This window comes from Cellulomonas terrae (genome assembly GCF_007990265.1).
In the GTDB taxonomy this organism is placed as follows: domain Bacteria; phylum Actinomycetota; class Actinomycetes; order Actinomycetales; family Cellulomonadaceae; genus Cellulomonas; species Cellulomonas terrae.
In genome coordinates, this window is the sequence record NZ_BJWH01000011.1 from 52,777 (window position 1) to 69,423 (window position 16,647).

18 protein-coding genes are annotated in these 16,647 nt (G+C 73.9%); 8 read left to right on the forward strand and 10 right to left on the reverse strand.

The window, feature by feature from the left end; genetic code table 11:
* Positions 1-50 precede the first annotated feature (50 nt).
* Positions 51-428 carry a VOC family protein gene (locus CTE05_RS11460; protein WP_146846268.1) on the forward strand — a complete coding sequence of 126 codons (378 nt, stop codon included), beginning with the start codon at positions 51-53 and terminating at the stop codon, positions 426-428.
* A 196-nt stretch (positions 429-624) separates the two neighbouring features.
* Here the strand turns inward: CTE05_RS11460 and CTE05_RS11465 are convergent, their stop codons facing one another.
* Positions 625-1,005, reverse strand: coding sequence for a YciI family protein (locus tag CTE05_RS11465; RefSeq protein WP_146846269.1), 381 nt, complete (start codon positions 1,003-1,005; stop codon positions 625-627).
* Complete coding sequence (locus tag CTE05_RS11470; RefSeq protein ID WP_222595468.1) at positions 1,002-1,616, reverse strand: nucleotidyltransferase family protein; 615 nt, start codon at positions 1,614-1,616, stop codon at positions 1,002-1,004. Before CTE05_RS11470 ends, CTE05_RS11465 begins: the two co-directional genes overlap by 4 nt.
* Before the next feature lie 50 nt (positions 1,617-1,666).
* Between CTE05_RS11470 and CTE05_RS11475 the strand changes: the two genes are divergently transcribed.
* The gene (locus tag CTE05_RS11475; RefSeq protein WP_186814836.1) at positions 1,667-2,131 is read left to right on the forward strand and encodes a 2-oxo-4-hydroxy-4-carboxy-5-ureidoimidazoline decarboxylase; all 465 of its coding nucleotides are present in this window, start codon (positions 1,667-1,669) and stop codon (positions 2,129-2,131) included.
* Positions 2,128-2,460 (forward strand): hydroxyisourate hydrolase, encoded by a 333-nt coding sequence (gene uraH, locus CTE05_RS11480; protein ID WP_146846271.1) that lies wholly within the window; start codon positions 2,128-2,130, stop codon positions 2,458-2,460. The genes CTE05_RS11475 and uraH overlap by 4 nt, the downstream gene beginning before the upstream one ends.
* 4 nt (positions 2,461-2,464) lie before the next feature.
* Here uraH and CTE05_RS11485 read toward each other — a convergent pair whose 3' ends face one another.
* Entirely contained in the window at positions 2,465-2,938 is a 474-nt protein-coding gene (locus tag CTE05_RS11485) for a nucleoside deaminase (RefSeq protein ID WP_146846272.1), read from the reverse strand.
* Entirely contained in the window at positions 2,935-3,828 is an 894-nt protein-coding gene (gene pucL / locus CTE05_RS11490) for a factor-independent urate hydroxylase (protein ID WP_146846273.1), read from the reverse strand. The genes CTE05_RS11485 and pucL overlap by 4 nt, the downstream gene beginning before the upstream one ends.
* A gap of 126 nt (positions 3,829-3,954) precedes the next feature.
* Between pucL and CTE05_RS11495 the strand changes: the two genes are divergently transcribed.
* Complete coding sequence (locus CTE05_RS11495) at positions 3,955-5,013, forward strand: XdhC family protein (RefSeq protein WP_246123552.1); 1,059 nt, start codon at positions 3,955-3,957, stop codon at positions 5,011-5,013.
* 138 nt (positions 5,014-5,151) lie between these two features.
* Here CTE05_RS11495 and CTE05_RS11500 read toward each other — a convergent pair whose 3' ends face one another.
* Together CTE05_RS11500 and CTE05_RS11505 are read right to left on the reverse strand one after the other, a co-directional pair.
* Positions 5,152-7,845: a molybdopterin-dependent oxidoreductase gene (locus CTE05_RS11500; RefSeq protein ID WP_146846275.1), complete on the reverse strand. Its 2,694-nt coding sequence runs from the start codon at positions 7,843-7,845 to the stop codon at positions 5,152-5,154.
* Positions 7,842-8,642, reverse strand: coding sequence for an FAD binding domain-containing protein (locus CTE05_RS11505; RefSeq protein WP_146846276.1), 801 nt, complete (start codon positions 8,640-8,642; stop codon positions 7,842-7,844). Before CTE05_RS11505 ends, CTE05_RS11500 begins: the two co-directional genes overlap by 4 nt.
* Positions 8,643-8,712: 70 nt before the next feature.
* Between CTE05_RS11505 and CTE05_RS11510 the strand changes: the two genes are divergently transcribed.
* A complete protein-coding gene (locus CTE05_RS11510) occupies positions 8,713-9,108 on the forward strand; it encodes a VOC family protein (RefSeq protein ID WP_146846277.1) in 396 nt (131 codons plus the stop codon).
* On the opposite strand, the gene CTE05_RS11515 is transcribed toward CTE05_RS11510, so the two are convergent.
* The 3 genes from CTE05_RS11515 to CTE05_RS11525 form a co-directional block, all read right to left on the reverse strand.
* Positions 9,102-9,938 carry a class II glutamine amidotransferase gene (locus tag CTE05_RS11515; RefSeq protein WP_146846278.1) on the reverse strand — a complete coding sequence of 279 codons (837 nt, stop codon included), beginning with the start codon at positions 9,936-9,938 and terminating at the stop codon, positions 9,102-9,104. The two genes, CTE05_RS11510 and CTE05_RS11515, sit on opposite strands and share 7 nt — an antisense overlap.
* 79 nt (positions 9,939-10,017) lie before the next feature.
* Entirely contained in the window at positions 10,018-10,683 is a 666-nt protein-coding gene (locus CTE05_RS11520) for a hypothetical protein (RefSeq protein WP_146846279.1), read from the reverse strand.
* A 3-nt stretch (positions 10,684-10,686) separates the two neighbouring features.
* A complete protein-coding gene (locus CTE05_RS11525; RefSeq protein WP_146846280.1) occupies positions 10,687-11,178 on the reverse strand; it encodes a MarR family winged helix-turn-helix transcriptional regulator in 492 nt (163 codons plus the stop codon).
* Between the two features lie 81 nt (positions 11,179-11,259).
* Here CTE05_RS11525 and CTE05_RS11530 point away from each other — a divergent pair, with 81 nt between their 5' ends.
* A complete protein-coding gene (locus CTE05_RS11530; protein WP_146846281.1) occupies positions 11,260-11,871 on the forward strand; it encodes an NADPH-dependent F420 reductase in 612 nt (203 codons plus the stop codon).
* Entirely contained in the window at positions 11,868-12,719 is an 852-nt protein-coding gene (locus tag CTE05_RS11535) for a VOC family protein (RefSeq protein WP_146846282.1), read from the forward strand. The genes CTE05_RS11530 and CTE05_RS11535 overlap by 4 nt, the downstream gene beginning before the upstream one ends.
* A gap of 12 nt (positions 12,720-12,731) precedes the next feature.
* Here CTE05_RS11535 and CTE05_RS11540 read toward each other — a convergent pair whose 3' ends face one another.
* On the reverse strand, positions 12,732-15,437 hold the full coding sequence (locus CTE05_RS11540) for an AAA family ATPase (RefSeq protein WP_146846283.1): 2,706 nt from the start codon (positions 15,435-15,437) through the stop codon (positions 12,732-12,734).
* 107 nt (positions 15,438-15,544) lie between these two features.
* Here CTE05_RS11540 and CTE05_RS11545 point away from each other — a divergent pair, with 107 nt between their 5' ends.
* Positions 15,545-16,636: a class I SAM-dependent methyltransferase gene (locus CTE05_RS11545; protein WP_146846284.1), complete on the forward strand. Its 1,092-nt coding sequence runs from the start codon at positions 15,545-15,547 to the stop codon at positions 16,634-16,636.
* Positions 16,637-16,647 lie beyond the last annotated feature (11 nt).

Here is a 16,647-nt window from a genome sequence, read left to right on the forward strand (position 1 = left end):
CACATGTTCGAACAGAGGTCTGACACTGCGCCAGCCACTAAGGTCCCGCCATGCACCGGATCATGCTCCGCGAGGTCATCATCGACGCCCCCGCGGCCGACATCGACGTCGTCACCACGTTCTGGGCAGGCGCCCTCGACGCGACCCCGCACCCGATCCCGGGGGAGCCGTTCGTCGCCCTGCGCGACGCCGCGTCCCTGCCGCACGTGGCCACCCAGAGCCTCGGCGGTCACGACGGCCCGCGCTTCCACCTCGACATCGAGACCGACGACCTCGACGCCGAGATCGCGCGGCTGGAAGGGCTCGGTGCGACCGTCCGCACGCGCTACGACGACTACGCCGTGATGGTCGACCCCGTCGGGCTGCTCTTCTGCCTGCTGCCGCCGGTGTCGGAGGAGTTCGCGACGCGGTCGAGGCCCGTCGGGTAGCGCTCGTCAGTCGTAGAACGGCGGGAGGAGGTCGGCGGTGTCGTCGTCGCTCTCGACGCGGACGGTGCGGTCGTTCGTGGTCTGCCGGTCCGGGTCCGGCAGTCGCCACCAGGGTGCGTTCACGCGTCCGATCCTCGTCGGGCCGCCCCGCAGCCACCAGGGACGTTCGTCCTGGTCAGCGGGGAGACCCGACCGCTCACTCCCAGACGTACGCCGGCCGCAGCTCCGCGACGCTCCCAGGCCCGGCGAACTGCGCCGCGACCTCCTCCGCACGCTCGCGCGTGGCGCAGTCGACGAGGAAGAACCCCGCCAGGTGCTCCTGCGTCTCGGCGTAGGGTCCCTCGCTGGCCAGGGAGTCCCCGCTGCGCCAGCGGTACACCGTGGCCGACGCGGGGTCGGCCAGAGCCTCCGCCGTGACGAGCTCGCCGTTCGCCGAGAGCTCCCCGAGCAGCCCGTCGAACCGGCGGTCCGCCTCGTCGTGCTCGGCGACCGCCAGCGCGCGGCCCTCGTCGGTGAACCGGGACGTCGGGTGCGCCCACGGCTTGGGGTTGGCGTGGATGAGGATCAAGTACTTCACGGTGTGCCTCCTTGGTCGGGTGCTGTCGGGGCATGACGCGGAGAGCGAGCAGGTCTCGACACGCTCTGCTCGTCGATGTCCAGCCCGTGGTGCAGGTCGCCGCACTCGACCTCCTCGACGCCGTGCGCGACCAGGTAGCCGCGAGCGCCCCGGTCGCCCGTGAGGGTGTCGGCCAGGCCGGCCCAGTGATCAGCGCCGATGACCACCGGGTGCCCCGGGCGCCCGTCGTAGACCGCCTGGCGGAGCGTGCTGCGGTCCCACGTGGTGGTCAGGCGCCCGACGACGCTCACGGGCGTGCCGGGCAGGTCCACGAGCGTGACCACGACGGCGTCGCCGTCGGCGTGCGCCAGACCCGTGCGCAGCGACGCGCCCAGCCCGTCGGACCACCGCGGCGCGACGACGCAGGTGACGCGCGCGTCGTCGGGAACCAGCGCGCGCGCCTCGTCGGCCGCCGCGCCCAGGACCACCACGACGCTGCCGCAGCCCCCGTCGAGCAGCAACCGCACCGCGTCGGCGAGCCACGGCACCACGAGCGCCTTCGGGCCACCGTGCCGCGTACCCGCTCCGGCGGCGAGCACGATGCCGCTCAGGCTTGCGTCGGTGGGAGGCACGTCCCGTACGGTGCCAGTGCGCGCGTGCGGAGCGCTACCGGGAGGCAGCCTTGACGATCGACGACGGACCCGAGACGCGGACGCGCCTGGCGACCGCCCTGCACGTGACGCGGTGGGTCGACGAGGTCGCGTCCGGCTGCCCGTACCCCTCCGTCGACGCGCTCGTCGGTGTCGCGGACCTCGCCGCCCGCCGGCTGACCCCGTCGGAGGTCGACGAGGCTCTCGCCGCCCACCCCCGGATCGGCGAGCGGGCGACCGGCCTGAGCAGCGCCGAGCAGGCGGCGTCCGCGACCGACGACCCCGCGCTCGTCGAGGCCATGGCCGTCGGCAACGAGACGTACGAGCAGCGGTTCGGCCGCATCTTCCTCATCCGCGCCGCCGGCCGCAGCCGCATGGAGATCCTCACCGAGCTGCACCGCCGGCTCGGGCTCTCCGACGCCGAGGAGGCCGCCGTGGTCGCCGACGAGCTCCGCCAGATCGCGCTCCTGCGCCTGCCGACCCTGTTCGCCTCATGAGCCGGCTCAGCACGCACGTCCTCGACACCGCCCTCGGCCGGCCCGCCGCGGGTGTTCCGGTGACCCTCGCGGTCCTCGCCTCCGGGGCGTGGACCGAGCTCGCCGCCGAGGTGACCGACGCCGACGGGCGGGCGCGGTCGCTCGGCCCCGACGCGGTACCGCCCGGGCGCTACCGGTTCGTCTTCGACACCGCCGCGTACTTCGCGGCGACGGGGCAGGTCGGGTTCCACCCCGAGGTCGTCGTGGTGTTCGACGTGGTCGCCGACGAGCACTACCACGTGCCGTTGCTGCTCAGCCCGTTCGCGTACTCGACGTACCGCGGAAGCTGACGGCTCAGTACTCGACGCGCGTCGGCCGAGCCAGCCACGCGTCCATCGGCGCCGACGCCGTCGGGACCCGGTGCCCGAGCACGGGCATCGGCCAGGTGGCGGGATCGGACGCGAACAGGTCGTAGAAGACGCTGTCGTCGAAACCCGCGCGAGCGGCGTCCGTGCGGTCGGCCGCGAACACGACGCGGTCCACGCGCGCCCACAGGCACGCGGCCAGGCACAGGGGGCAGGGCTCGCACGACGTGTAGACGGTCGAGCCCTCCAGCGAGAAGGTCCCGATCGTCCGGCAGGCCGCGCGGATGGCCAGGACCTCCGCGTGCGCGGTCGGGTCGTTGTCCCGCGTCACCCGGTTCTGACCGGCGCCGATCACGACCCCCGCGCGCACGACGATCGCACCGAAGGGGCCTCCACCGTCGGCGACGTTGGCGGTCGCGAGCGCGACGGCCTGCGACAGCCAGCTCTCGTCCTCGGGGGTCACGGCGCACCCACCGATCGCGTCCAGGCGTCGCCCGCGTCCGGGGCGCCGTCGCGGACGACCACCGCCTCGATCAGCCCGTACGGGCGGTCGGCCGCGAAGAAGACCTCGCCAGGGTTCTCCAGCCCGAACGGGCTCAGGTCCGCGAGGAAGTGGTGCTTGTTCGGAGCGGCGAACCGGATCTCGACGACCTCGGGCACGGCGTCGAGGACGGCCTCGCCCATCTGCCACAGCGTCTGCTGCAGGGCAAGGGAGTGCTCGGCGGCGAACGTGGTGAGCAGGACCTCGCGGACCCGGGCATAGGTGCCGTCGAAGTCGAGGTCGGTTCCCGCGTACCGCCACTGGGCCACGAGCGACGTCGCGAGCACCCGGTCCGAGGCCTCGGCGAGCGTCGTGTACCCGTCCGTGAGGAAGCCGCGGAACTCCGACCCGGTGGACTTCAGCACCGTCAGGTCCCTCAGGCCCGCGACCACCGTCGTCCCGTCCGCGCCGGCCGTCACCGACGCCGTCCGGACCTCCTGCCCGCTGCGCACCCACGTGTGGTCGTGCTCGACGCCGTCGACCAGCACCCGGTTCCACGCGTACTCCTCGACGTCCACCCGCGCCCCGGTCACCGGGCCGACGTCGTCGACGAAGTGGCGCGCCAGCAGGGTGGCGAACGCCTCGGGGGAGGACACGCCGTGCTCCTTGGCGTACGCGAACGCCGTGTTCCTCTGGGTGTCCGTCGGCAGCACCGCCGACTGGTCGCCGTCCAGGTAGGCGGCCGCGAAGTCGCCCCGCAGGGCCGTCGAGACGTTCAGGTCGCGGAGCTCGTGGCGAGGTGCGTCGCGCAGGATCCGGACCACACGCGTCTCGGCCTTGCCGTACTGGTGGGCGTGCAGGCGGGCCGTCATGGCCGCAGTGTGCCCGGCGGATGTGACATGCGCGTTTCCTCCTGCCTCGTGCGGGCGACGCTACTCGCGCCGCCGCGGCAGCGGTCTAGGCTCGTCGGACCCCATCAGTGGCCGGAGGTGACCGCCGTGCTCGAGATCGCCGGACGCCTGCTCGCCACGCTGACCGAGGGCCACCGGGTCGCCGTCGCCACGGTCGTGTCCATGACCGGGAGCGCCCCCACCGTCGTCGGCACGTCGATGGCCGTGGACGACACCGGCGCCGCCCTCGGCAGCGTGGCCGGCGGCTGCGTCGAGGGCGCCCTGGTCGACCTGTGCACCTCGGTGCTCGACGGTGCCGCCCCCGCCGTCCAGGAGTACGGCGTGACCGACGAGGACGCGTTCGCCGTCGGCCTGACCTGCGGCGGCGTCCTGCGCGTGCACGCGCGCGAGCTGGGCCCGGCCGACGTCCCCGTGCTGGCGGCGGCCGCCCGCGGCGAGGAGGCGGTCCTGGTGACGGTGCTCGACGGACCACGCCCGGACGGGCCACCGACCCGCTCCGGGACCCTCCCGGGCACCGACGGCGGCGGTGTCGACGTGCCGGTCCCCGCCCGGTCCGGCATCGTGCGCGTCCAGGGTCCCGACGGGGGTGTCGAGGTGTTCGTCGAGGTCGCGTCCGCGCCTCCCCGGATGGTCGTCTACGGAGCGCTCGAGTTCTCGTCGGCGCTCGCCGCCGTGGCGCGCGTGGCGGGCTACCGCGTCACCGTGTGCGACGCCCGGGCGGTGCTCGCCACCCCGCGCCGCCACCCCGGAGCCGACGAGGTCGTCGTCGACTGGCCCGTCCGGCACCTCGCTCAGCAGCGTCTCGGTGCTCGTGACGTCGTCTGCGTGATGGCGCACGACGACCGGTTCGACGCCGACCTGGTGCTCGCGGCGCTGCGCTCGGGCGCGGGGTACGTGGGCGCGATGGGGTCGCGCCGGACGCAGGCCCGCCGGATCACGGAGCTGGTCGCGCGGGGGATCACCGACGACGAGCTCGCGCGTCTGCACGCACCGATCGGCCTCGACCTCGGCGCGTCGACCCCGGGCGAGACCGCGGTCTCGGTCCTCGCCGAGGTCATGGCCACCCGCACGGGCGCGACCGCCCTCCCGCTGACCGACCTGGCCGGCCCGATCCACCACCCCACCCCCACGCCGCTGGACCGCTGACCCCCACCCGCAACGTCCGCACTCGTGGTCGTTGGAGGGCGCACGAGTGCGGACGTTGCGGGTGGGGTTCTCGCGATGTCCGCGCTCGTGGGGGACGGGGCGCTCACCAGTGCGGACGTTCTGGTGGGCGGGCTGGGGTCAGCGCTGCAGGAGGCGCCAGAGGCGGTCGGGGGTCAGGGGGAGCTCGTGCGGGCGGACGCCGGTCGCGTCGCGGACGGCGTTGGCCAGGGCGGGGGCGACCGGGTTGTACGGGGCCTCGCTCATCGACTTCGCGCCGAGGGGTCCGAGGTCGTCGGCGGTGTCCGCGAAGAGGACCTCCGTGCGGGGCAGGTCGACCATCTGCGGCACGTGGTAGCTGCGGAAGGAGGCAGTGGTGACGCGACCCTCGTCGTCGACCCGCATCTCCTCGAACAGCGCGGTGCCGATGGCCTGCCCGGTGCCGCCCTCGACCTGGCCGCGCAGCTGTTCGGGGTGCAGGACGGTGCCGGCGTCGACCGCCTGCACGGACCGCAGGACGGTGACCTCCCCGGTCGCGGGGTCGACGGCGACGCGGAACCCGTGCACGTTGAACGCGACGGAGCGCGGGGTGCCGTCGTGGGTGCCCTGGCCGGTCAGGCCCGGGGCGGCGCGTGCGATCTCGGTCAGCGGGACGCCGCTCGCCGACTCGGGGCCGAGGTCCTGGACGTCCCAGGTGCGCGGCTCGTCGCTCGGGTGGTCGCGCAGGGCGGCGGCCGCCGAGAGGATCTTGGTGCGCAGCTGGAGGGCGGCGCGGTGCAGGGCGAGGCCGGCGACGACGACGCCCGCAGAGCCGAACGCACCGGTGTCGTACCCGGTCACGTCGGTGTCCGACTGCCGGATCACGATGCGGTCGACGGTGGTGCCGAGCGCCTGGGCCACGAGCTGGCCGTGCACGGTCGTGGTCCCGTTGCCGAACTCGGTGGTCCCGACGCTGAGCTCGTACCGGCCGTCGTCGAGCAGGCGGACCGACGCCTCGGCGTAGTGCCCGCGCGGGGCGATCGTGGCGATCATGGCGACGGCCGTCCCGGAGCCGACGAGCGTGCCGGGCGGTGCGGGCAGGTCCGCCGAGCGGTCGGCCAGCGCGGCCTCCACGAGGTCGAGGCACTGGTCCATGCCGTAGGAGTGGATGTCGAGGTCGCCGACCTCCTCGGGGTCGGCCACCAGCAGCCGGTCCCCGGGGACGACGACGTTGCGGCGACGCAGGTCGAACGCGGAGATGCCGACCGACCGCGCGAGGTCGTCCATCGCCGACTCGATGGCGAAGATGACCTGCCCGAGCCCGTACCCGCGGAACGCCCCCGACGGCAGCGTGTGCGTGTAGACGGCCTCGGCGTCGACGCGCTTGTTGGCGCACCGGTACACCGCGACCGACTCGCTGACGCCGTGGAACATGACGCCGGGGCCGTGGTTGCCGTAGGCGCCGGTGTTGGTCAGCACGTCGACGCGCAGCGCGGTCAGCACGCCGTCGGCGTCGGCGCCGAGCTCGACCTCGACGCGCACCGGGTGCCGGCTGGGCACGATCGTGAACTCGTCGGCGCGCGTCATCTCGTACTGCACCGCGCGGCCGGTGCGCAGGACGGCGAGCGCGACGACGTCCTCGGTGAGCAGCTCCTGCTTGCCGCCGAAACCCCCGCCCACGCGACCGGTGAGCACGCGGACCTGCGCGGGGTCGAGCGCGAAGATGTGCGCGATCTCGTCGCGGACCAGGTACGGGACCTGGGTGCTGGTGCGCAGGACGAGGCGGCCGTCCTCGTCGAGCCAGCCGCGGGTCGCGTGGGTCTCCAGCGCCGCGTGCGACACGCGGCCGGTGCGGTAGGTCCCGCCGACGCGGTGGGCCGACGCGGCGAGCGCCTCGGCGACGGACCCCATCTCGGCGTGCAGCTGTGCCACGACGTTGCGCCCGGGCTCCGAGATCCGCGCCTCGGGACCCTTGTCGCCGTGCACCAGCGGCGCGCCCGGCGACCGGGCCACCTCCGGGTCGACGACCGCGGGCAGCACCTCGTACTCGACCTCGACCAGCCGCAGCGCTCGTGACGCCTCGCGCAGCGACTCGGCGACGACCACGGCGACGCGCTGCCCGTGGAACCGCAGGACCGGGTCGAGGACGCGGGTGTCGTCGGGGTCGTCGAGGCGGCTCTCGTGGCGGGCGGTCGAGAACAGGGTGGCGGGGGAGTCCTCGTGCGTGAGGACGGCCAGCACGCCGGGGGCGGCGAGCGCGGCGGTGGTGTCGATCGACACGATGCGCGCGTGGGCGTGCGGGCTGCCGAGCACGGCGAGGTGGGCCAGGTCGGTGGCGGGGACGTCGAGCGTGAACGGCTCGCGCCCGGTGACGATCCGACGGGCCGCAGGGGAGCGCACGGACCGGCCCGCGTCCTGGCCCGCCACGGGGTCGACCGTGTTGCACCGGCGGGCGACGGCGTCGCAGATCGACCGGTAGCCGGTGCAGCGGCAGAGGTTCCCCTTGAGCAGTCGGGCGGTCTCGTCGTCGTCCTGGGTGAGGCCCAGGCCCGCGACCGTGGTGACCAGTCCGGCGGTGCAGAACCCGCACTGGAACGCGGCGGCGTCCACGAAGGCGTCGCCGACCCCGGGGTCCAGCCCGGCGACCGTGGTGACCGTGCGCCCGGACGCGCGGTACGCGGGGACCAGGCAGGAGTGCGTCGGACGGCCGTCGAGGAGGACCGTGCACGCCCCGCAGTCGCCGGAGTCGCAGCCCTTCTTCACCTCGACGTGCCCGTGCTCGCGCAGCAGCGTCCGGAGCACCTGCCCGGGGGCGGGGTCCGCGTCGACCGGCGTGCCGTTCACCTCGAACCTCATGCGAGCTCCTCCCGCACCTGCTCGGCGAGCCGCAGCGTCATGGCCCGGCGCCAGTCGGGCGCGCCGTGGGGGTCGTCGTACCAGTCGTCGACCGCCTCGACGGCGGCCTGCAGCTCGTCGGGCGTCGGAGCAGCCGGGAACGCGAGGCGGTGGGGGTGGGTGACCCCGGCGGTGAGGGTCACGACGAGGCCGCCCGCGTCGTCGCGACGGCCCACCACGATCGTCCCGGACCGCCCGTGCCGGGTCAGCGCGACCCGGCGGAACGCGACCGGCTGCGCGAGGACCTCGGAGGTCACCGACACGGATCGGAGCACCTCACCGTGGCCCAGCGAGGTGGTCCGCACCTCGGTGACCAGCGACGCGACCGGCTCCCGGCGCTCGCCGCCGTCCGGCGTCCACACCAGGGCCGTCGCGTCGAGGGCGACCGCGAGCGTGGTCATCGCGCCGGCCGGGAGCGCCAGGCAGATGTTCCCGCCGACCGTGGCCCAGTCCCAGATCTTCTCGGAGGCCGCCAGCGACCGCGCGCACTGCTGGACCAGGTGCTGGGACCGCCACCCTGGTACCGGGTCGAGGTCCGCCAGCGACCGGATCGTGCAGGTGGCGGCCAGCGTCAGGCCGTCGGCCGTCTGCTCGATCGCGGGCCAGTCCAGGGTCGTCAGGTCGACGAGCTCGTCGAGACCTGGCTGCGGCTCAGAGAACAGCCACGTGCCCCCCGCCAGCGGCGCGCTGCGGGGGCCGAGCGCGAGCTCGGTCCGGTCGTGTGCCGCGCGGATGCGGTCCAGCGAGATGAGGTCCATGGTCTGCCCGAGTGAACCGTACCCACGTGTCCGGCGTGTGACGACGCGCGCCTCGTCCTAGCGTCGGGTCATGACGACCCGGCACCTGCGCCAACCGACCCTCGACTGCGCCGAGCCGCGCGTGCTCGCCGAGTTCTTCCGGCAGCTGCTCGGCTGGGTGTACGCGGACGGCCACGAGGAGACCGAACCCGCGGGCGACGACTTCCTCCTGCTGATCGACCCGGACCGTCCGGTGCGGCTCGGGTTCCAGCGCTCGGACGCGACGGTCGCGCCGTGGCGCGTGGGTGCCCGGGTGCACCTCGACCTCGACGTCGACGACCTCGACGTCGGGCACGAGGACGCGATCAGGCTCGGAGCGCGACCGCTCACGGGCACGCCCGAGGAGGAGGGGCACGCCGACGACCCGTTCCGGGTGTACGCGGACCCGTCGGGACACCCGTTCTGTCTGTGCCTCGCCGATCAGTGAGGTGAGACGGGCTCGAACCCGACGAGCTCCTCGCGGCCCGCGTCGATCATCAGGCAGGTGCTCTCGGGCACCTCGTGCCAGGCACCTCTGAGGTCGCCGAGCGGCTCCGAGACGACGATGCGCGTCGAGTCGGCGAGGTCGTGCAGGACCGGGTTCTCCGGGTACTGCTGCTTGAGCACGGCGACGTCGGCGTTGTGGAACAGGGACCGGCTCTGCCCCTCGGTGGAGTACCGGAACGCCCAGAGCCGCTCTCCGTCGGTGGTGCAGACGGTCATCTGCACGGGGAACGCGATCCCGTGGGCGCGGCCGACCTCCTCGACCAGCCCGACCGCGCGGGCCACGGCGGCGGGCGGGTCGTCCTGGAGGCCGAACGTCAGAGCGAGGAAGAACAGCACCTCCGAGTCGGTCGACCCCTCGATGAACGGGAACAGGTCGGGGTCGACGGCGAGGACGAGGTCCCGCTTCATGGCGCTGAACCCGGCGAGCAGTCCGTTGTGCATCCAGAGCCAGCGGTCGTGCCGGAACGGGTGGCAGTTGGTCTGCTGCACGGCGGAGCCGGAGGTCGCGCGGATGTGCGCGAGGACCGTGCCGGACCGGATGTGCTCGGCCAGCTCGCGCAGGTTCCGGTCGCTCCAGGCCGGCTCGATGCTGCGGAACACCCCCGGCGTGGGAGAGCCCTCGGTGTACCAGCCGACGCCGACGCCGTCGCCGTTGGTGGCCTCGGCCCCGAGGCGGCTGTGCAGGCTCTGCACGACGAGCGAGTTGGTGGGCTTGTAGAGCAGGTCGTCGATGAGGACGGGCGATCCGGTGTACGCGAGCCAACGACACACGACGGCCTCCTGGTCGCCGCGCGGCGTCCGGCATGCCCGGGGCTCGCAGCGGCGCGATCTGGTCACCGTCTCGCGCGCGTCACGGGATGGCAAGCCATGGCGGTGAGGGGGAGCCCTCGTCGAACTGGCCGCCGGGGCCGCAGCCCCCCACGTAGTCGTCGGGCATGCGCGGGTAGACCTCGGTCCAGTACCGCTGTGCGAGGCTGCGGGCTTCCGCGGGGGAGGCGCCCAGCGCCTCGGCCATGGCGGCGTCCCGCTGGACGGCGGCGCACTCCGCGTGCGCCTCGTCCATGATGCCGACCATGTGCATGGTCTCGTGGGTGAGGACGTGCACAGCGATGACCTGGTCCAGGGACGGGTTCGCCTTGTTCGACCCGAGCCAGGCGCGCAGGTTCCCGCAGGTGCCGAACTTGATGAGGGTCGAGCGCTCGGGCACGCCGTCCACGCCCCACCGGACGAAGCCGAGCTCGGGCCCGAGGTCGGTGAACGCCTGCCCGAGCCCCTGGCAGTGCACCTGCACCGGACCGCGGGCGATCTCGGTCGCAGCGCCCTCGAGCTGGTGCTCCACCCACGCCTCGACCGCCAGCGGGACCGCGAAGCACAGTGCGAGCCCGAGCGAGAGGCCGACGCTGGTCCTCGGGAACGGCGCGACGCGGCCGAGCCAGTCGACACGCCGGTTCAGCCACCGCACGACGATGACGGCCGTGAGCGCGAGGGAGCCGATCAGGCCGAGGGCGAGGAGCACACCTCAGTCATCGGTACCCGGCGCGTCGACCATGACGTGGGTGGGGTCGAGAACATCGAGGATGCGGCCCATGATGCGGTCGAGGTCGGCGACGTCGGCGGCGGTCAGCGGGTCGATCACGGTCTCCCGGACGGTGCGGACGTGCCCGGGTGCGGCGGCGACGACGGCCGTCCAGCCGGCGGCGGTGAGGACCGCGTTGGTCGCCCGGCGGTCCTGCGCGCACACCTCCCGGCGCACCAGCCCGCGCTTCTCCAACCGCGAGACCACGTGGGACAGGCGTGCGAGGGTGGCATTGGTGTGCGTCGCGAGGGCGGTCATCCGCAGGGTCCGGTCCGGCGCCTCGGAGAGCATCGCGAGCGTGAAGTACTCGAAGTGGCTCAGGCCGGAGTCGCGCTGGAGCTGGCTCTCGAGGGTGCCGGGGAGCAGCTCGACGACCGCGATGAGCCTCTTCCAGGCGCGCAGCTCGTCGGCGGTGAGCCATCTCGTGTCCGTCACGAGCCCGACCCTACCAAATACTTGACGCTACAAGTATTAGCCGTATAGTACTTGTAGCAACAACCAATCGAGGAGGACGCGATGAGCACGGTGACGGTCGTCGGAGCAGGCAGCATGGGTGCGGCCATCGCGTGGCGCGTGATCGCGGGTGGGAACGACGCGCAGGTGCTGACCCGGACGCCGCTCAAGGTCGCCATCCCCGGTGCGAAGCACGGCACGGTGGGGGACCCGATCACCGGCGACATCGTCGTCCTCGCGCTCCCGTACGGTGCGGTCTCCGAGGTGCTCGCCCAGTACGAGGGTCAGCTCGACGGCAAGGTCGTCGTGGACATCACGAACCCGGTCGACTTCGCGACGTTCGACTCGCTGGTCGTGCCAGCGGGCAGCTCGGCCGCCGCCGTCATCGCGCAGGCCGTGCCGGGCGCGACGGTCCTCAAGGCCTTCAACACCACGTTCGCCGCGACGCTGACCAGCGGCGAGGTCGGCAACGAGAGGACCACGGTCCTCATCGCCGGCGACGACGCCGCCGCGAAGGCCGAGCTCGCCGCCGTGATCAGCGCCGGGGGGCTCCGCGCCGTCGACGCCGGCTCCCTCAAGCGCGCGCACGAGCTGGAGTCCTTCGGGTTCCTGCAGCTCACCCTCGCCGCCGCGGAGCAGACGTCGTGGACCGGCGGGTTCGGGCTGACGTCATGACCGAGATCCTCGACGCGCGCACCGACGTCGGCGCCGTGACCCTCAAGGTCGGCGACCTCGACGCCATGACCGACTACTACGCGCGCGGCATCGGCCTGAGCGTCCTCGGCCAGGAGGGCGACCGCGTCACCCTCGGTCGACTCGGCGTCCCGTCCGTCGTGCTCGAGCACACCCCCCTGCTCAAGCACGCACCGTCGTCGGCGGCCGGGCTCTTCCACACCGCGATCCTGTTCGCCGAGCAGAGCGACCTCGCGTCGTCCGTCTTCTCCGTCGCCCGGCACTTCCCGTCGTCGTTCACCGGCAGCTCCGACCACCTCGTGTCCAAGGCGCTGTACTTCGACGACCCCGAGGGCAACGGCGTCGAGCTCTACTGGGACCGGCCACGGGAGCAGTGGGGGTGGGAGAACGGTCGCGTCGCGATGGCGACCGAGTACCTGGACCCGAACGGCTTCCTGCGCGAGAACCTCACCGACCCGGACGCCCTGGACGGGGCCGCCGCGGTCGGCCACGTCCACCTCAAGGTCGGCGACATCACGACCGCCCACGAGTTCTACGTGGACACCGTCGGCTTCGAGGTCACCGCCGAGTACGGCACGCAGGCGCTGTTCGTCTCGGCGGGCGGCTACCACCACCACCTCGCGATGAACACCTGGCAGAGCCGCGGCGCACAGGGCCGGTGGCCCGCGCTCGGGCTCGGCGAGGTGACCATCGAGCTGCCCACCGACGACGAGCGCGGAGCCCTCGGCGCCCGGCTCGCCAGCCGGGGGATCGCGGCCCGCGACGACGGCCGCGTGCTGACCTTCGAGGACCCGTGGAACAACGAGATCAAGGTCGTCGTCGGGTCCTGACCCCCGCACCCGTCACCCCGGGATCGCGTCCGCCAGCTCCTCGCGCGACCGGATCCCCAGCTTCAGGTAGACGTTCCGCCGGTGGTACTCGATCGTCTTCGGGCTGAGGAACAGGGCCGCGCCGGTCTCCCGGGTGGTCCGTCCGCTCGCGAGCATCCGGGCGACCTGCAGCTCCTGGGGTGTCAGGTGGTCGAGCCCGGTGGCGCTGCGGCGCTGCGCGGTCTCCCCGGTCGCGCGCAGCTCGGCGGCGGCCTGGTCGGCCCACGGGACGGCACCGAGGCGCTCGAACGCGGCGAGGGCCGTGCGCAGGTGCGGGCGGGAGTCGACGCGCCGCTTGAGCCGGCGCAGGCGTGCGCCGTAGGCGAGCTCGGTGCGGGCGGCCTCGAAGTCGTCCGGGGTGTGCTGGTGGTAGGCGAGGGCGACGGAGAAGCAGACGTCGACGTCAGTGTCGGGGCAGGTCAGACCGGCGGCGCGGGCGGCGCGGGCGAGCGACCACGGCTGCCCCTTGGTCTCGGCGCGCTCGGTGAGGGTGCGCGCGAGGGCGCTCGCCTCGTCGGCCATCCCCACGTGCACCATCGCCTCGACCATCTCGGCGGCGGGGGACAGGTCGACGTCCACGAGGCCGAGGTCCGTCAGCACGGCGTCGAGGTCGCGGTACCGCTCGAGGGCGGCCTCCGTGCGCCCGAGCCCGAGCTCGAGCTCGGCGAGAGCCGTCATCGCCCAGGCGCGGAAGAAGCCGAGGTGGTGCTCCTCGGCGAGCGCCAGGGCCTCCTCGGCGTGGGCCCGGCACGCGTCGACGTCCCCGCGGCGCGCCTCGAGCCAGGACAGCCCGGCCAGGCACGCCGTCACGTCGGTGGCCTGCCCCGCTTCGCGGGCGAGCTGGATCGCCTCGGTGTACCCGGCGACGGCGTCGTCCCAGCGGTCGGTGGTCGCCTGGTCGCGGGCGACGTAGAAGAGCAGGATCGGCAGCCCGCCGATGTCGCTGCGGCGGCGGGAGTGTGCGACGACGGTGGGGATGTTCTCGCGGCCCACCGCGCTCTCGCGCAGGTACAGCGGCGCGACGACGAGCCACGGGGCCAGCTGGGGGTCGTCGAGGAACGTGTCGACGTCCGCGGACGCCGACCGTAGGAGGTCCGGTCCGCCCGCTCCGGCGAGGATGTCGGCCACGGAGATCGCCATCGCCCCGACCCACCGGGCCGACGCGGTCCGCGGGTCGAGCCCGGCGATGAGGCGCGCGGCGACCTCGGCGGTGTCGACGTCCCCCGCGAACTGGCTGGCCAGGATGGACTCGGCGAGCAGCATCACGGCGGTGTCCGGGTCGTCGTCGGCGGCCTGTGTCCCTGCGGCGAGGTAGATGTCGCGTGCGCGCTCGACGGACCCGGTCCGTGCGGCGATGGCGCCGTCGAGCGCCGCGGCGCGCGTGCGGAGCGACGGCGGCTCCGGGAGCGCGGAGGCGCGGTCGAGCAGGTCGCGGGCCGCGTCGGGGATCCCTGCGCGCCACGCGCTCTCGGCAGCCGAGACGAGACGGTGCGCCCGGTCGGCCGGGTCGGGGGTCAGGCGCGCCGCACGCTCGTACCCGGCCGACGCGACGGCCCACGCGCCGCGTGCTCGCGCTCGGCCCGCGGCGTCGTCGAGGACGGCCGCGACGGTGGCGTCCGGTCCGGCTGTCGCCTCGCCGAGGTGCCACGCGTGTCGGTCGACGTCGGCGGCGGGCACCGCCTGGGCCAGCGCCGCGTGCACCGCGCGACGGGCCGCCGGGGGTGCTTCGGCGTAGATCCCGGACCGGACGAGGTCGTGGCGGAACGTGACCCCGGTGGTGTCGACGGTGAGCAGGCCGCCGCGTGCCGCCTCGTCGAGGTCCCCGACGGACACGCCCAGCAGCGCGCAGGCGCTCGCGACGGTCGCGAGGTCGCCACCCGCCGCAGCAGCGACCAGCATCGCGGTCCGCGTGCCCGGGGGGAGGGCGTCGGCGCGGCGGGCGAACGTGCGGGCGAGGGAGGCCGTGACCGGCACCGGCGCGCCCGGCGGCAGGGCGTCGAACCCGTCGTCGGTGAGCTCCAGCAGGGCGAGCGGGTTGCCGCCCGCCGACGCGAGCAGCCGCGACCGCGCCTCGGTGGAGAGCCGGTGGCCGAGCCCGGCGGCCAGCGACTCGGCATCGGCAGCCGCCAGACCGCCGACGACGAGCTCCGGGAGCCCAGCCGAGCGCACGACCGACGGCTCGTCGCGCGCCGCGAGCAGGACGACGACGGGGTCGGCGGTGAGGCGCCTGGCCGCGAAGCACAGCGCCTGGGCCGACGGCGGGTCGAGCAGGTGGGCGTCGTCGACGACCACGGCGAGCGGTCGGTCCTCGGCGACGCGGCTGAGCAGGCTGAGGACCGCGGCACCGACGGCGAACCGTTCGCCACCGGACCCGGGCAGCAGCGCGAGCGCCGAGCCCAGGGCCTCCGCCTGCGGTGCCGGGATGGCGTCGAGGTGGTCCAGCACGGGGCGCAGGAGCTGGAGCAGCCCGCCGAACGGCACCTCCCGCTCGGCGTCGACCCCGGCCGCGCTGAGCACCCGCATGCCCGCGTCCGTCACCGCCGTCGTGGCGTCCTCCAGGAGCGCGCTCTTGCCGATCCCCGCCTCTCCGGACAGCAGCAGCACGCCGCTCTCACCCACGCGGGCGGAGGCCACCAGCCTGCTGATGACCTGCCGTTCGCGCTCGCGTCCGACCAGCACGGACCGAGTCTAGGGAGCACACCAGGGGGGTCCCCCGATGCGATGGGCGGGCCGCCGCGGCCAGGGTCGGACACGACATATCCGGCACCTCCTCGAGGAGAAATACCATGACCGAGACTGTGGTCCAGGGAACGACCCAGCGCACCATCGACCCCGACAAGCTCATGTCCTTCGTGTTCCGCGCCGTCGACGAGGTCGGCGCCACCCTGAACACCGCGACGGTCGTCATGGGCGACAAGCTGGGCTACTACACGGCGATGGCCGACGGCCGACCCGTGACCCCGGCGGAGCTCGCCGAGCGCACCGGGACCAGCGAGCACTACGCCCGCGAGTGGCTGAACAACCAGGCCGCGGGCGCCGTCGTCGAGTACGACGCCGAGACGCGCCGCTACACGCTCCCCGCCGAGCACGCCGTCGCGCTCGCGGACCCGACGAGCCCGGCGTACCTCGCCGGCTTCTTCCAGCTGGCGCTGGGCACCGTGCACGACGCCGAGAGCATCTACCAGGCGGCGCGCGACGGCGACGGCATCGGGTGGCACGAGCACCACACGGACGTGCACCACGGCTGTGAGCGCTTCTTCCGCACGATGTACAACGGGCACCTGCTGGGCGAGTGGATCCCCGCCCTCGACGGTGTCGCGGCGAAGCTGGAGGCGGGCGGCAAGGTCGCCGACGTCGGCTGCGGCCACGGCGCCTCCACGATCCTGCTGGCCACGGCCTTCCCGAACGCCACGTTCGTCGGGTCGGACTACCACGAGGCGTCGATCGAGGTCGCGCGCGAGCGTGCGGCCGCGGCCGGGGTGTCGGACCGGGTGACGTTCGAGGTCGCCCCCGCGACCGGGTTCACGGGGACGGGCTACGACCTCATCGCGATGTTCGACTGCCTGCACGACATGGGCGACCCGGTGGGCGCCGCCCGGCACGTGCGCGACGCGATCGCCCCGGACGGCACGTGGATGGTCGTCGAGCCGATGGCCGGGGATCGCGTCGAGGACAACCTCAACACGGTCGGCCGGGCGTACTACGGCTTCTCGACGCTGCTGTGCACCCCGGCCTCGCTCAGCCAGGACGTCGGTCTGGCGCTGGGCACGCAGGCCGGGCCGGCGAAGATCCGCGACGTCTCCACGGCCGCCGGGTTCACGGCGTTCCGGACCGCCGCGTCGACCCCGTTCAACAACGTGTTCGAGGTCCGTCCGTGACGCGGGAACTC

Excerpts from the sequence above, each read along its gene's own strand:
- CTE05_RS11460 (WP_146846268.1), top strand. The coding sequence starts at position 51 with ATGCACCGGATCATGCTCCGCGAGGTCATCATCGACGCCCCCGCGGCC.
- uraH (WP_146846271.1), top strand. The coding sequence starts at position 2,128 with ATGAGCCGGCTCAGCACGCACGTCCTCGACACCGCCCTCGGCCGGCCC.
- pucL (WP_146846273.1), bottom strand. The coding sequence starts at position 3,828 with ATGACGGCCCGCCTGCACGCCCACCAGTACGGCAAGGCCGAGACGCGT.
- CTE05_RS11500 (WP_146846275.1), bottom strand. The coding sequence starts at position 7,845 with ATGAGGTTCGAGGTGAACGGCACGCCGGTCGACGCGGACCCCGCCCCC.
- CTE05_RS11505 (WP_146846276.1), bottom strand. The coding sequence starts at position 8,642 with ATGGACCTCATCTCGCTGGACCGCATCCGCGCGGCACACGACCGGACC.
- CTE05_RS11510 (WP_146846277.1), top strand. The coding sequence starts at position 8,713 with ATGACGACCCGGCACCTGCGCCAACCGACCCTCGACTGCGCCGAGCCG.
- CTE05_RS11530 (WP_146846281.1), top strand. The coding sequence starts at position 11,260 with ATGAGCACGGTGACGGTCGTCGGAGCAGGCAGCATGGGTGCGGCCATC.
- CTE05_RS11535 (WP_146846282.1), top strand. The coding sequence starts at position 11,868 with ATGACCGAGATCCTCGACGCGCGCACCGACGTCGGCGCCGTGACCCTC.
- CTE05_RS11545 (WP_146846284.1), top strand. The coding sequence starts at position 15,545 with ATGACCGAGACTGTGGTCCAGGGAACGACCCAGCGCACCATCGACCCC.